Source organism: Streptomyces sp. NPDC005899, assembly GCF_040629645.1.
GTDB lineage: Bacteria > Actinomycetota > Actinomycetes > Streptomycetales > Streptomycetaceae > Streptomyces.
On the sequence record NZ_JBEXWB010000143.1, the window covers coordinates 1 to 15052 of the forward strand.

Annotated in this window: 10 protein-coding genes and 2 pseudogenes; 6 read left to right on the forward strand and 6 right to left on the reverse strand. The window is 71.4% G+C overall.

What is annotated here, in order from left to right; translation table 11 throughout:
* Together ABZ371_RS17540 and ABZ371_RS17545 are read right to left on the reverse strand one after the other, a co-directional pair.
* Positions 1–202, reverse strand: a pseudogene (locus tag ABZ371_RS17540) (hypothetical protein); the annotation flags it as partial.
* Between the two features lie 180 nt (positions 203–382).
* The gene (locus ABZ371_RS17545) at positions 383–1573 is read right to left on the reverse strand and encodes an MFS transporter (RefSeq protein WP_358679975.1); all 1191 of its coding nucleotides are present in this window, start codon (positions 1571–1573) and stop codon (positions 383–385) included.
* A gap of 263 nt (positions 1574–1836) precedes the next feature.
* On the opposite strand from ABZ371_RS17545, the gene ABZ371_RS17550 reads away from it, so the two are divergent.
* Positions 1837–2358, forward strand: a complete 522-nt coding sequence (locus ABZ371_RS17550) for a GNAT family N-acetyltransferase (protein WP_358679978.1) — start codon at positions 1837–1839, stop codon at positions 2356–2358.
* A complete protein-coding gene (locus ABZ371_RS17555; RefSeq protein ID WP_358679981.1) occupies positions 2355–2963 on the forward strand; it encodes a GDSL-type esterase/lipase family protein in 609 nt (202 codons plus the stop codon). Before ABZ371_RS17550 ends, ABZ371_RS17555 begins: the two co-directional genes overlap by 4 nt.
* A 130-nt stretch (positions 2964–3093) precedes the next feature.
* Here the strand turns inward: ABZ371_RS17555 and ABZ371_RS17560 are convergent, their stop codons facing one another.
* From ABZ371_RS17560 to ABZ371_RS17575, 4 genes and pseudogenes are all read right to left on the reverse strand, one after another.
* Positions 3094–3879, reverse strand: a complete 786-nt coding sequence (locus ABZ371_RS17560; protein WP_358680002.1) for a carbohydrate-binding protein — start codon at positions 3877–3879, stop codon at positions 3094–3096.
* 111 nt (positions 3880–3990) lie between these two features.
* Positions 3991–4929, reverse strand: coding sequence for an AraC family transcriptional regulator (locus ABZ371_RS17565; RefSeq protein WP_358679984.1), 939 nt, complete (start codon positions 4927–4929; stop codon positions 3991–3993).
* Positions 4930–5229: 300 nt separating this feature from the next.
* A complete protein-coding gene (locus tag ABZ371_RS17570; RefSeq protein ID WP_358679987.1) occupies positions 5230–5784 on the reverse strand; it encodes an XRE family transcriptional regulator in 555 nt (184 codons plus the stop codon).
* Between the two features lie 9 nt (positions 5785–5793).
* Positions 5794–6888, reverse strand: a pseudogene (locus ABZ371_RS17575) (transcriptional regulator); the annotation flags it as partial.
* A gap of 549 nt (positions 6889–7437) precedes the next feature.
* On the opposite strand from ABZ371_RS17575, the gene ABZ371_RS17580 reads away from it, so the two are divergent.
* From ABZ371_RS17580 to ABZ371_RS17595, 4 genes are all read left to right on the forward strand, one after another.
* Entirely contained in the window at positions 7438–10605 is a 3168-nt protein-coding gene (locus tag ABZ371_RS17580) for a GDSL-type esterase/lipase family protein (RefSeq protein ID WP_358679990.1), read from the forward strand.
* A 664-nt stretch (positions 10606–11269) separates the two neighbouring features.
* Positions 11270–13654 (forward strand): excinuclease ABC subunit UvrA, encoded by a 2385-nt coding sequence (locus tag ABZ371_RS17585; protein ID WP_358679993.1) that lies wholly within the window; start codon positions 11270–11272, stop codon positions 13652–13654.
* A gap of 297 nt (positions 13655–13951) precedes the next feature.
* Entirely contained in the window at positions 13952–14587 is a 636-nt protein-coding gene (locus ABZ371_RS17590) for a hypothetical protein (protein ID WP_358679996.1), read from the forward strand.
* A 151-nt stretch (positions 14588–14738) separates the two neighbouring features.
* Positions 14739–15008: a hypothetical protein gene (locus ABZ371_RS17595; RefSeq protein ID WP_358679999.1), complete on the forward strand. Its 270-nt coding sequence runs from the start codon at positions 14739–14741 to the stop codon at positions 15006–15008.
* Positions 15009–15052: the final 44 nt, after the last annotated feature.

The window sequence follows — 15052 nt, forward strand, 5'->3', positions numbered from 1 at the left end:
CCCGCCGCTCCCCGTCGCGCCCCGAGGCACCGTGGGCGGCGGGTGGCGCGTCGGGGGCCGCCGAACCCTGCGCGGCGGGGACGGGCCGGGGCCGCGCGGAGACGGCCTGCCTTCCCGGGGTGTGCGGTGCGGCCGGCACCGACACACAGCCGGTCGCGCACGTGAGGACAACGACCGCCAGCACCATCGACCGCAGATTCATGCCCTGCTCAACGACGATCCGCCCGCCCGGACACGTCGCGGGGAGGTTCCCGCAGCCGAGGTTCCACCCGCCGCTTCCCGCTCGGCCCTCCCGGTGCGCGGGCGCCTCGCCGTGTCCGTGTCCTCGGCGGGACACCCGCGCACCGGGGCCGCGGCGGACGACGGTACGCCGACCGCCACTTCAGGCGCCTGCCGGCAACGGGCGCCGGAGCAGGTAGACGGCGGCGGTGGACACCAGCACGGCCATGCAGGCGATGAACACCAGCCCCGCCCCTTCCAGACCGACGGGGCCGACGAGGACCCCCACGCCGATCACCGGCAGGGAGATGCCCGCGTAGGCCACCACGAACAGCGTCGAGATCACCGCCGCACGCCGGTCCCCCGGCGAGGCCCCCGCCACCGCGGACACCGCCCCGCGGAACGCCAGCCCTTGCCCTGCGCCCCCGACGAGCGCGCTCGCCACCACCAGCGGCAGCGACTCCCACCACAGGGCGCCGGCCAGCAGGGCCAGCCCCGTCAGGAGGAGCGCGCAGCCCAGCGGCAGTGACCGGCGCACACCGAGCGGACCGACGGCGGCCTGTCCGGCGATCGAGGCGAAGAAGGCCAGCGCGACCACCAGTCCGCTCACCGCGTGGCTGGACACGGCCAGGGCCTCGGCCAGGAACGCCGGGCTGACCGATGTGAACACCCCGAACAGCGCGAACCCCACGAAGGAGGCGATCGCGGCTGGTCCGAACACGGCCCTGACCTCAGACGGCAGGGCGGGCCACCGGGGCCGCACGGTGCTCAGCGGCCCGAGGTCGTCCACTGTCTCGCGCAGGCCCAGCAGGACGGCGGCCGAGCCCGCCAGCAGGGCCAGGTGCACGGCGAACGGCAGGTGCAGGGGCCAGGGGGCGTACTGGGCGAGGATGCCGGCGAGCAGCGGACCGCAACCGAGCCCGCCCATGTTGGCCGCCGTCGCCACGAGCGAGGCCCTGGAACCGCCGCCGCCCGGCGCCAGTTCCATGACGTAGGCGGTGGCAGCCCCGGTGAACAGGCCCGCGGACAGGCCCGACAGCAGGCGCCCGGCGTACAGCCAGGCCGTGCCCTCCGCGCCGAGGAAGCACACGGCGCTCGCGGCGGCGCAGCCAAGACCCGCCAGCAGGACCGGCCGCCTTCCCACGGCGTCGGAGGCGTTGCCCACCGCCAACAGCACTCCGATGACGCCGAAGGCGTAGACGGCGTACACGAGGGTCACCACGAGTTCGGAGAATCCGAACTCCTGCCGGTAGAGGCCGTAGAGGGGGGTCGGAAGCGTAGTACCGGCCATGCAGACGGCGAACACCGCCCCACCGAGGTAACACTGGCGCCAGCCCGGGCGATCACTGTCCATGCCGCCGACGGTAGTTGCCCGCGCCGTCGGCGGCCGGCGCGGCGTGCCGGTCGCGCCCTGCCGGCGTGCCGGGCAGGTCACGGCCCGCGGGGCCGGGGCATGTTCCGGATCCTTTCGACCCGCTTCCGTGTGCCCGGCCACTGCGATGCGCCGGTACGCCCGCGAATACGTCACCGCCGAGCACGTCCGCACGTGGGAACGCACGGGACGCCGCCGAGCCGAATCCGGTTGGCCCTTACCACTCCGGGTGACAGAGTGAACGGGTGATCGACGAACTCCCTGCCGGGCTGACGGCTCGGCACATGGCTCCGGACGACCATCCGCGGGTGCTCGAGGTGCTGGACGCGTGGTGGGGCGGCCTGAAGGGCGAGGCGGGCTCGATGGAGCGTGCGCTGCTCCTTCCCCGGCTGTACTTCCAGCACTTCACCACCACCAGTTACCTGATCGAACGCGACGGTGGGGAGATCGCGGCCTTCCTGGTCGCCTTCCTGTCGCAGACGGAACCCGAGGTGGCCTACGTGCACTTCGCCGGCGTCGATCCCGCACTGCGCGGGCAAGGGCTGGGACGGGCCCTGTACCGGGCCTTCTTCGCGCTCGCCCGGTCGCGGGGCCGCCGTCACGTGCACTGCGTCACCAGCCCCCAGAACACCGCGTCGCGGGACTTCCACACCCGGCTGGGGTTCACCGCCTCGGCCGTGCGGGCGGACTACGACGGGCCGGGCCTCGACCGGGTGGCCTTCAGCATCGATCTCGTCGCGGACGATGCGGGAGCGCGGGCCTCATGAACGCGGACACGCGGATCTGCTTCATCGGGGACTCCTTCGTGCAGGGGGTGGGCGACCCGGAATACCGGGGGTGGGTGGGCCGCGTGCTGCAGGAGACCGACGGGGAGGTCACCGCCTTCAACCTCGGCATCCGCCGCGACACCTCCGAGGACGTGCTGCGCCGGTGGCGGCAGGAGGTGCTGCCGCGCACGCTCCCCGGTGGCGACAACCGGCTCGTCGTTTCGTTCGGCAGCAACGACACCGTGCGGGAGAACGGCTCGGTGCGCGTCGGACCGGACCGCTGCGTGCGGAACCTGGCCTCGATCCTGGACGACTGCCGACGCGACAGCGTCCTACCTCTCGTCGTCGGCCCACCGCCCGTCGCCGGCGCGGGCGAGGACCATCTGACACGCGCCACACGACTCGCCGACGCGATGGCCGCCCTGTGCCGGTCGCGGCACGTGCCGTTCATCGGCACGACCGCGGAGCTGGCCGGCGATGCCACCTGGACCCGGGAAGCCCTGGCCGGCGACGGCGCGCACCCGGGCGGTGGCGGTTACCGGCGGTTGGCCGACATCGTCCTCGCCTCGCAGTGGCACGCGTGGACGGCCCGCCCGGCCACCTGAGCGACAGGACCCCGGCCCGCCCCGCCCCCGTGCTCCCGCCCCGCACGCGGGGCACGGAGCCACGCGGCTCGTCCCCTGCCGCGGGTGCTGAGCTCGCGGGAGGCCGGGGTGCACCGGTCCGGCCGTCAGCTCACGCCTCCCGCCAGAGTGCCGGTACCGACGGCGGCTCCCAGCCCGGCTGGGCCGTGTGCGGCTGGAGGCAGGCATAGGCACGGCCGGCGTAGGTGACCCGGTCTCCCGCCCGGTACGCGGTGCCCACGGCCCAGGTCCCGCCCGGCGGGGTGGGAGTGGGACCCGGGCCCGGGGACTGCGGGACGTCGAGGACGAAGTCGAACGCCGCCTCCCGGCCGCCTCCGCCGTCGCGCACCGTCATGAGCAGCCGCGCGTCGAAGATCGTGTCGGTGTTGTTGCGTGGCTCGTTCGGGAAGTAGAGCTGCGTGGTCAGGACCGGCCGGCCGGGCGCCTGCAGCTTGACGTGGAGATGGCGAGTGCGTCCCGGGTACAGGCCCGGCACCACGGTGGTGAGCGCGAAGGAGCCGCGGGAGTCGGTGAACTGGTGCCCGCGCAGCCGGAAGCCCCTGCTGTCGTAGGCACCGTTCGTGTCGGCCTGCCAGAAGTCCAGCAGGACGCCGGACAGGGGGAGGCAGGCGCGGCCGAAGACGTAGCCGGTCACGGTGAGCGGGGTGCCGGGCAGGCCGGGTTCCAGGAGGCTGGTGCGTTGTGGTGAGTTCGGTTTGAAGTACGGGCCCTCCGTCTGCTGCGGGGTGGGATCGTCACCGTCGTCGCACGACGGGGTGAGCTGCGGTGCCGTACCGCTTGCCGCCGCACCGCGGGCGAGGGCCGGGCCGCCGGCCAGGGCGACGGGGATCACGGCGGTGGCCGCGAGTGCCGCGCGCAGCACCGTCTTGCGGTGGATGAGCCGGGGAGGATCCGTTTCGTGTCCGGTGCCGGACCCGTCCGTACCGGCGCTGTGCGTGCCTGTTTCGTCCATGTCTCCTCCTTGTGGGGGGGGGCTTGGCTACCGAAACTAGGCGGGCGCGGGAGGGGTTTCGAGGGACTGGTGAGGGCGGCTGTGGTGTTTTCGGAAGGCTCCGGGACTGCTGCCGGTCTCACGCCGGAAGAACCGGCCGAAGTAGGCGGGGTCACCGAACCCGGCGCGGGCGGCGACCTGCCGCACGGGTAACTCGGTATGAGCGAGGAGCTGTTGCGCCAGATACACGCGGGACTCGATGAGCAACCGCCCCGGTGGCCGGCCGGTGGCCGCTCGCACCGCCTGGGTGAGGTACCCGGACGTGACTCCCAGGCGGCCGGCGCACTCGTGCACGGTCCAACCTGCCGCCTCGGGACCGGCGATGAGCCGTGTGAAGGCCTCGGCCACGGCGGCCGCCCGTCCCCGGGCGCGCTGCTCGCGGCCCTGACCGTCGCGGTCCGGGAGCCGGGCGGCACGTATGACGAGCACGTGGAGCAGGGACCGCAGGACGCTCTCGTGTCCCGGCGCACGCTGCCGTTGCTCCGCGACCAGTTCGGCGATCGTGCACCGGATCGACCGGTCGTCCTCAGCGTCCAGGCCGAACCAGCGGCCCGTCCCGAGTGCCCGCAGCACCTCGCGGTCGCCGGGGTGATCCACCAGGAAGTCGTCGGTGAACAGCACGAGCGACCCCTCGGGGCCCCGGCCGCCCTCCCAGTGGTGCACCTGACCGGGCAGGATCACGCCCAGTTGCGGGGGCCTCACCGGCCATCGGGCGAGATCGACGACGTGGGCTCCCGAACCGGCGCGCACGTGGACCATCTCGTAGAAGGTGTGCCGGTGCGGACGGGTCCACCGGGACAGCGGTCCCACCTCCTCGAACGAGCCCGCCGCGAAGGGCGGGGCGCCGGGCCCGGCCACCTCCAGCCGGTGCAGTGGCACGTCCCCCGCACCGGTGGGCGGGGTCGGGACTCCCGGTAGGACGGTGGTGCTGCGCATCGGTTGCACTCCTCTCGCGGACACCGGCCGGGTCGGCAGATCCATGCCCGCCCTGGTCTGTACCAATCCTGTGCCCGCTGTCCCTGGCCGTCGTGACCTCCGGCATCCCCGAGGCGGCCGGGTGTTCCTGCCCGGGTGAGATCTCTGGGCGAGGGCCGGTCGCATGAGCCGGGTCCGTGGCGATGAGCGACCGGCCGGCGCCCACGAGCGTGCCCGCCTGCACCCCACTCCACCGGGGCAACGGGCCCGCCCGTACGGCGGTTTCGCGCGTCGGCTCACGCGGACGGCGTGGCCGGCGGTCTAGAAGTCCAGCTCCACGTAGTCGATGTCGGTGAATTCGACCTGGAGGCCGGGAGCGCGGCGGCCGCTGTCCTTGAAGTACTGCTCCTGGAGCCCTTCGGCGATGACCACCCGGAGCTGCTGCTCGGAGGCACCGGCGGCCTGGGCGTCGAAGAGGCGTGCGGCGTACTCCGCCGGCAGGTGCTGGGTGATACGCCGGACGCGCCCGTCGTCGGTCGTGCCCGGCGCGGCGCTGAAGCCGAAGCGGGCCCTGGTCTCGACGACGATGCCGGTGGTCGACGCGGCGGTCCTCTTCGCCCGCTCCCTCACCCGTGGCTGCCACCGCCGGCGGACTTCTCCGGCGAGACGCGCGGCGAGGTCCGGCCGCGGTGTCCTGATCTGGTTGCGGACGTAACGCTCCACCGTGCGCTGGGAGATGCCCAGGGCCCGGGCCACGGCTCTCGTCCCCTTGAGCTGCTTGACCAGATAGCGCATCTGAGCGCCGGCCGACTTGGGTGCCGGTCTGGTCGCGGTGTTCGCCACCGCCTTGTCGAGGCTCTCGCCCAGGATGCCCATGCGGATCCCCTACTCCCCCGTCTCCTGGTCGTCGTGCTCGTCGCCCTTGATGTGACGCGCCGGGTTCAGGCCCTGGTCGAGCATCCCCACGGCCCACAGAGTGTCCCGGGTTCCCTCGTGCTTGACCATGCCGGGTGACACCCCGAGCCGGAAGGTGCCGGGTGCCGGCTTCCCCTCGGCGGTACGCGGCAGCACGTCCAGGGGGCTGGGGCCGTCCGAGAGGTAGACCGCGCAGTCGGAGAGCAGGGCGATCGGCAGGAGGGCGTCGTCCTGGAGGGTCAGGCGGCCGGCCGGCGGCGGGCCCTGCTGGGTGGCGAGGGCCGTCTTGAGCAGCTTGCGGTGCATGTTGACCCGCGCGGCCGAGATGACGGCGGCCCGGATGTCGGGCCGCCACGTGGGACGCTCCAGGGCGGGCCAGCGTTCCCCGAACCTGTACCGCGCTCCCTGGGGGCGTTCTCGCAGTTTCCCGATGCCTCCCTTGACCGTCGACTTGATCGCCGAGAGGACCGCCGCCGCACCCGGATCGGTCTCCTTGTGCCGCCGCATGGCCGCCAGGAACTCCTCCTCCGGCATGCCGGACGTGACACCGAGGTCGGCCATCGTGGTCTTGTACGCCTCAGCGAGACGGGCGTACCAGGGATCCAGGTAGGGGCCGGCCTCCGTGCGCACCCATGCCTCCGACGGCCGGATCCGTACCGGCAGCCGGTAGGTGTCGACGAGCTCCTGGGCGTAGGCGACGGTCGGGGTCGCGTACCAGGCGGGGCCGTCGGGCCGGGCCCCGTGAGACGTGAAGGGGGACGGCAGGCGCGGATCGAGCTCGATGCCCGACAGGTCGACCAGCCAGGAGCCGGGCGTCTTCTTGTCGAAGGCGGGAGCGGTGACGTGCACGGGACCGCCGAGGCCCACCACCAGCCGGTTGGCGGCGGCGAGGAACGCGGTGTTCACGTCGATGCCCACGGCGTAGGGCCGGAGGCATTCGGCGTCGGTGAGGAGCTGCGGGTCCCGTGTCCACTCGTACGCCTCCTCGTCGAGGACCTCGGCGGGAGTGCGGGTGTGGGTGCGCGCGTGGAGGGTGGCCACGACCGGGTGCTCCGAAGGGGCTTCGTCCACCGCTACCACTCCGCGTCCCCTCCGGGTCTGTCCAACAGGCGGCGGGACGGGCAGGTGGCGGAACGGGCAGGTAGCGGGGCCCTGCCGAACGCTTGGTGCGCCAAGCCGAGCGCGTCAGCGAAACATCATCAGAACGTTACCGGGGGCGAGCACGCTGCGGTGGGGAGGCTTGCCTTCGCGCTGTCGGGGGCCAGTTCAGTCGGCCCTCACTCATCTAGGGAAATCATGTTGCGCAACACAACTGAACGAAGATCATCCTGGCAGGCTCGGCGGCGGGTGCTGGGGAGTGTCGCCGGTGTGACGGCTGCTGTAGCGGCCCTGGCCGCTCCGGCCCCCACCTCCGTCGGCTCCCAGCCGAAGTCCGGCCAGGAGCTGGCGCAGGAGTCGGCACACGGAGCCACCGTGGCCCCGACACTCGCGCGGGATCCGGTCAACGCACAGGTGGCGGGCCCGATGTCCCCCGGCTCCTCCCCCGTGGCGGAGACACCGGGCGTTCCTGCTGCCTTCGCCTCATGGGACCAGCTGCGCCGCGTTCAGGGAAAGATGAACGAGACGGCCGACGCGCTGGAGCACTCGGCAGGCCAGAGCGAGGGCAGTGCATTCGCCGGGGTGATCGCCGCGCCCGAGGACAAGCGCGTCATCGTGTACTGGCACGGTGCGTTGACACCGGCCGCCAAGGCTGCCGTCGCACGCAGCGCCACGCCGGTCGTGGTCAGGTCGGCCAAGTACTCGGTGAAGGATCTGTCTGCGGCATCGGCGCGGGTGGCGCAGCGGGCGAAGTCGGCGGATGTGCAGCTCGCGAAGGTGATACGACCGCAGGACGGCAGCGGGCTGCGGGCGTCGGTAGTGGGGGGCGAAGCCGAGGCGGCGCGGTTGCGGCAGGCCGTGGCGTCTGTAGGCGTACCGGTGAAGGTCACCCCCGGCGGGGAGGTTCAGACCAGTCTGGCCGATCCTTCGCGGAACACCGATCCCACTGCGGGGGGTGCGCAGATGATCTCCCCGGTCTGCAGCACGGCGTTCGCGGCCAAGTACCAGGGTCGGGAGGTGATGCTGACGGCCGACCACTGCTTCAGTCCCGGTTCGGGCATCGAGAGATACGTCGTGGACTCGACCGGGGGGCGGGCGCCGCAGCCTTTCGGTACCCGGGTTTCACCGAAGGTCGAGGGGCCGGTCGTCGACGTAGCAGCCCTGCAGCCGTGGAGCGGAACCCAGTTCGAGCCTCGGATCTGGACCGGGTCCGCTGCCGACGCAGGGAGCAGTGGGCAGAAGAAGACCTGGGTCAACGGTGCGATGCTGCCTCAGAAGGGCAACTGGATCTGCAACGACGGTTCCCGCTCAGGGATGGTCTGCAACATCCAGATCACCGACCGGAGCGAGGACTACTTCGCCAAGGGGCCGGACGGCAACGGCAATGAGGTGATGCATCACTATCGGTGGGGCTGGGACGCGAAGAAGCGGGTGACCAGCAAGGACAGCAGTCCAGTCGCCGGGCGGCGGGGCGACAGCGGTGGCCCCGTCATCCTGTCCACGGGGCGGGACGACACAGGCACTGAGCCCAATGCGTTTGCCATGGGCATCGTGTCGGCAAGTGCCGGCGCGGGCTTCACATGTCCTACAGGTGTGCGGACCATCTGCTTCAAGGCGATCACCTTCGTCGGAATCGACGACGCTCTCAACTACCTGGGGAATTCATCGCTCACAGCGGTCGATTTTCCCAATACCACGGCTCGGAGGGATCTGAACTTCCAGGGGCATGCACCCACCCCCGCCCCCGCACCCACCCCTGAAGTGCATGAACACACGGAACTGGTAGCTGCCAACGGCACCGCACTCGGCTACGACTCCCGGCTCGGAAAGCTCACCGGCGAGATTCCGGGCGACCGGGAAGCCGACTGGGCGGTACAGCAGGCCACCGACGGCGGATGGTACTTCCAGAACCTCGCCTCCCCCCTGCAGAACTTCGGGATATCGGCTGCAACAGGAATGCAGATCGTCAGCGTGGGCGGCGACGAGGTGCAGATCCAGATCCAGCAAGGTGTCTGCCTGCATCTCGAAACCGATATCGCTCAAGCCGAGACAGCCTCGACCGCGCTCCCGGCGCCGTGCGACATCAACGACATCGACCAGAGATTCACGCTGATCCCCGTGACCAATGACCTCGCCGATCCCACAGAGCTGCCGCCCCCTTCCCAGGGGAGGATGAACCTGCCGTCTTCCGAGCACACCAAGCCGGTTCCCCGCCTCAGTGTCATGCCGCTGGGCGACTCGATCACCCTGGGTGTGGGCAGCGGCACCCGCACCGGATACCGTCCCGGGCTGGCGAACCGGCTGGCCGGGGCCGCTGACACCGTGGAGTTCGTCGGCTCGCAGACCGATGCCGACGGCACTCGCCATGAAGGCCACTCCGGCTGGCGCATCGACCAGCTCCAGGCCAATATCGAGACCTGGCTGGCCGAGGCGAAACCCAACGTCATCACGCTGCACATCGGCACCAACGACATGAACCGCAGTTACCAGGTGAGCACCGCACCCCAGCGCCTCGGTGGCCTCCTCGACCAGATCAACGCGGCCTCACCCGACACCGCGATCGTGGTGGCTTCCCTGGTTCCCGCCACCGACCCCGCGGTGCAGGCCCGCGTCAACGCCTACAACAAGGCGATACCCGACGTCGTCGCGGCCCGTACTTCCAAGGGATTCCGGATCACGCAGGTCAGCATGGGCGCTCTCACCACCGCTGACCTCAACGACAACCTCCACCCCAACAACGCCGGTTACGTGAAGATGGCCGACGCCTTCCAGAACGGCATCGCGACCCTCGCCCGCAACGGCTGGATCAAGGAGACCGTCGAAGTCAAGCCCGCCCCGCCCAAGCGGGCGGCGAACGTCGGCGACTACGACGTCGACATCAACGGGGACGGTCTGGCCGACTACCTGGTCGTCGACGACAACGGCGCCACCCGCGCGTGGCTCAACACCGGCCCGGGGAAGTGGAGCGACCAGGGTGTCATCGCCACCGGCTCGGCCACTTGGACCGACAACCAGGTTCGCTTCGCCGACGTCGGCGGCGATGCGAGGGCCGACTACCTCGTGGTCGAGCCCAACGGCGCCACCCGCGCCTTCATCAACCAGGGCGGAGACGGCCGGGGCGGATGGCTGGACAAGGGTTACATCGCCACCGGCTCCCCCAACTGGACCGGCGACCAGGTCCGCTTCGCCGACATCGGCGGCGACGCCCACGCCGACTACCTGGTAGTCGATGCCGACGGCGCCACCCGCGCCTGGCTGACCACCACCGACGCCACCACCGGCACCATCAAGCTGACCGACCAGGGAATCATCGCCAGCGGCTCCGCTGCTTGGACCAGCGATCAGGCGAGGTTCGCCGACGTCGGCGGCGATGCGAGGGCCGACTACCTCGTGGTCGAGCCCAACGGCGCCACCCGCGCCTTCATCAACCAGGGCGGGAACGGCCGGGGCGGATGGCTGGACAAGGGTTACATCGCCACCGGCTCCCCCAACTGGACCGGCAGCCAGGTCCGCTTCGCCAACACCGGCGGCGACGCCCACGCCGACTACCTCGTCCTCGACACCAACGGCAGCATCCATGCCTGGCTGACCACCACCGACGCCACCACCGGCACCATCAAGCTGACCGACCAGGGAATCATCGCCACGGGTACCGGAGCCCCCAGCGACCGCGTCCGCATCTGACGCCGACAGACAGTCACCCCCGCCCGGGCGTCCCCGCGCACACCACGCTGGGACGCCCGGGCAGGCCCGTTCCAGGGGCGATGCCGTTGCATTACGGTCCGGCCGTTCTCGGTCGGTGGATGAGAACGGCCTGGCCGGGGGTGTCGGTGGGTTGTGGCCGATGTCGGTGCTCGGCTCTGCCGGAAGCAATCACTCAACCTTCGCTGAGAATCACTCGACATCCGGTGCGACAGGTCACGCGGCTCTCGCCCTCCGCGGCAGGACGGCCGCACTCCCCCGCCCGCCGCGCCTCCCCGCCGCCGGCGGTGCGGGGCGACGGCGGCTCCCAGGCTCCCACCCACCCCGCCGGGGTCGGGTGTGCCACCGCGGACCCTCGGCCGCCGGCCGGCCGATCAGGAATCGAGAAGCGCCGCCACGGGGCCGGGACTAGCGTGGTCCCCATGCGCAGCACCCGGCACCCGGCCGCTTCCCGCACGGCGGACAACAAGTCACGAGGGCCGGAACGCCCCGAGGAGTCACGAGGACGGGTGCGCGGTGGATCACCGAAACGACCGTGCGGCCGGCCACGACCGGACATACTTCTCGGCGTCGACGGGGTCCGGGCCGCGAGGTGCCGCCGGAAAACCGTCCACGCAGGCCCCTGTGAACAGGAGAGATGATGAGCATGGCCCCGAGAACCGGCCCGCGGCCGCCCGCGCTCCACGATGCCGACAGCCATGAGCTGATCCGCGTGCACGGCGCGCGCGTGAACAACCTCAGGGACGTCAGCGTAGAAATCCCCAAGCGTCGGCTGACCGTGTTCACCGGCGTGTCCGGCTCGGGGAAGAGCTCGCTGGTGTTCAGCACGATCGCCGCGGAGTCGCAGCGGCTGATCAACGAGACCTACAGCGCCTTCGTGCAGGGGTTCATGCCCACGCTGGCACGGCCCGAGGTCGATGTGCTCGACGGCCTGACGACCGCGATCATCGTCGACCAGCAGCGGCTCGGCGGCGATCCGCGTTCCACGGTCGGCACCGCCACCGATGCCAACGCGATGCTGCGCATCCTGTTCAGCCGGCTCGGGAAGCCGTACGTCGGTCCGCCCGGCGCGTTCGCGTTCAACGTCCCCTCGGTCAGGGCCAGCGGCGCGATCACCGTCGAGCGCGGCAACAAGAAGGCGGTCAAGGCGACCTTCACCCGGACCGGCGGCATGTGCACGGGCTGCGAGGGCCGGGGCACGGTCTCGGACATCGACCTCACCCAGCTCTACGACGCCTCGAAGTCGATCGCGCAGGGCGCGTTCACGATCCCCGGCTGGAAGTCGGACAGCTTCTGGACCGTACGGCTCTACGCGGAGTCCGGCTTCCTCGACCCGGACAAGCCGATCGGCGAGTTCACCGAGAAGGAGATGCGGGACTTCCTCCACCGCGAGCCGACGAAGGTCAAGGTCGAGGGCGTGAACCTCACCTACGAGGGCCTGATCCCCAAGATCCAGAAGTCGATGCTGTCCAAGGACCGGGAGGCGATGCAGCCGCACATCCGCGAGTTCGTGGACCGTGCCGTCACCTTCACCACCTGTCCCGAGTGCGACGGTACGCGCCTCAGCGAGGCCGCCCGGTCGTCGAAGATCGGGGGCATCAGCATCGCCGACGCCTGCGCGATGCAGGTCAGCGATCTGGCCGCGTGGGTCAGGGGCCTGGCCGAGCCGTCGGTGGCGCCGCTGCTCACGGCGCTGGGGCAGACCCTCGACTCGTTCGTGGAGATCGGGCTGGGCTACCTCTCGCTCGACCGGGCGTCGGGCACCCTGTCGGGCGGTGAGGCCCAGCGCGTCAAGATGGTCCGCCATCTCGGCTCCTCACTCACCGACGTCACCTACGTCTTCGACGAGCCCACGATCGGTCTGCACCCCCATGACATCCAGCGGATGAACGACCTGTTGCTGCGACTGCGGGACAAGGGCAACACCGTCCTCGTCGTGGAGCACAAGCCGGAGACGATCGCCGTCGCCGACCATGTCGTCGATCTCGGCCCGGGAGCCGGCACGGCGGGCGGGACCGTCTGTTTCGAGGGCACCGTCGACGGCCTGCGGAAGGGCGGCACCGTCACCGGCCGCCACTTCGACGACCGTGCCACGCTCAAGGAGAAGGTGCGCGAACCAGCCAGCGCGCTGCGGATCCGGGGGGCGTCGGCGCACAACCTGCGCGGGGTCGACGTCGACGTGCCGCTCGGGGTGCTCGTCGTCGTCACCGGCGTCGCCGGCTCCGGCAAGAGCTCGCTCGTGCACGGGTCGATCCCGGCGGGTGAAGGGGTCGTCTCGGTCGACCAGGGCGCGATCAAGGGGTCACGACGGAGCAATCCGGCGACGTACACGGGGCTGCTGGACCCGATTCGCAAGGCGTTCGCCAAGGCCAACGGCGTGAAGCCGGCTCTCTTCAGCGCCAATTCGGAGGGCGCCTGCCCCACCTGCAACGGTGCCGGCGTCGTCTTCACCGACCTGGCGATGATGGCCGGTGTCTCCGCCCCGTGCGAGGACTGCGAGGGGAAGCGGTTCCAGCCGGCGGTCCTGGAGTACCGCTTCGGTGGCCGCGACATCAGTGAGGTGCTCGCGATGCCGGTGGCCGAGGCCGAGAGGTTCTTCGGCGGCGGCGAGGCGCACACACCCGCCGCCCATCGCATCCTCGTGCGGCTCGCCGACGTCGGCCTGAGCTATCTCAGCCTCGGCCAGCCGCTCACCACGCTTTCCGGAGGCGAGCGGCAGCGACTCAAGTTGGCCATGCACATGGCGGAGAAGGGCGGTGTCTACGTCCTCGACGAGCCGACGGCCGGTCTCCACCTCGCCGACGTCCAGCAGTTGCTCGGCCTGCTCGACCGGCTCGTCGACTCCGGCAAGTCCGTCATCGTCGTCGAGCACCACCAAGCGGTCATGGCGCACGCCGACTGGATCATCGACCTGGGACCCGGCGCCGGCCACGACGGAGGCCGGATCGTCTTCGAGGGCACACCCGCCGATCTCGTGGCGTCCAGGGCCACCCTCACGGGCGAGCACCTCGCGCAGTACGTCGGCGGGTGAGCGCGGCCTGAGACGGGGCGACGCACGGCGGACACGGTTGCCTTGGCGCGCAGATCAACTTAGCGTTCCTAAGGCCTACTCGGGGCGTGAAGCCACCACGGGAGCCGCACAGTCGGCCGGGCCGCCGCTTCGGCGTGCTCGCACTCGTGCCCTCCGCGAGCCTCGGGTCAGCCGTGACAACAACGAGCGGCGGGAGGACGCGGCCGCACGGCGTCCCTCCGCCGCGTGTCGTGCGCCGTCCTCCCGCCGCCTGCCGCGCGCCGAGGGCAGCGCGCCCTCCAGGGAGACCAGCACACCATGTCCACGCCCGACCTCCGTGCCCGCCGGGCTGCCGCCGACACCGGCGCACGGGCCGGCACGGTGGCCGGTCCCGGATCACCCGTCACCTCGGCGCCGCTCGTCCCGGGCCTGTACCAGTCCGCCTACTCCGCTCGGAACGACGTGTTGTGGGCCACCGCCGCCGTGGGGCAGCCCCCGGCCCCCCTCACCAGCTCGCGCCTGCTCAGGATCGACCCGGACACCCTGGAGGTAGAGGCGGCGTACTCCCCTCCCGTCACGGACACCGTCGAGGCCGTCTACGGCATCGACGTGGACGACGAGCACAACACCGTCTGGGTGACCGACACCCGCAGCAACTCCGTCGCCGTCTACAGCCAGCGGACGGGCGAACACCTCGCGACCCGCCACGACGTCGCCCACGCCCGCGAGGTCGTCGTCGACGAGCGGCACGACACCGTGTGGGCCAGCGCCTTCGGCGACGGAACGCTCGTCGCTACGACAGCCGTACGTTCGAGGAGACCGGACGCGTCACCGTGGAGGGTGCCGGGCCGACGGGGCTCGCGCTGGACGAGCGGACGGGCACGGTGTACGCCTCCGATCACACCCACAGCAGGATCATGCAGGTCACCCGGGGTTCCCGTGACCCGCGGCTGATCCCCACCGGACAGGGGCCGTTGTCGATCGCCCTGTCCGCCGACGGCCGTACCGCCTACACCGCCGACCAGACGGCGGGCACCGTGTCGGTCGTCGACCTGCGCGGAGGCCGGGTCATCAGGTCCGTGGCCACCGGGGCGGTGCGAAGTCCGTGGCGGCCGACCCGTGTTCGGGCCGCGTCCTGGTGGCCAACCGCCTGGCGGCGAGCGTGTCGCTCGTCGATCCGCGGGCGGGGACCGTCGTTCGGACGGTGACCTCCCAGGCGTACCCCAACCACGTCGAGGTGGGCGAGGGCGGAACCGCCTACGTCGTCGACAAGTCCGGCCACGGGCCCGCCGGTGAGGACGGGATCACCCGGATCCGTCCGGACGCCGGGCACGCTCCCCGCCCCGGCAAGTCCGGTCCGCGCCCGGGCTGCTGAGCGCGACCGTACCGGCAGCCGGGCCCGGGAACACGGACGCTCGC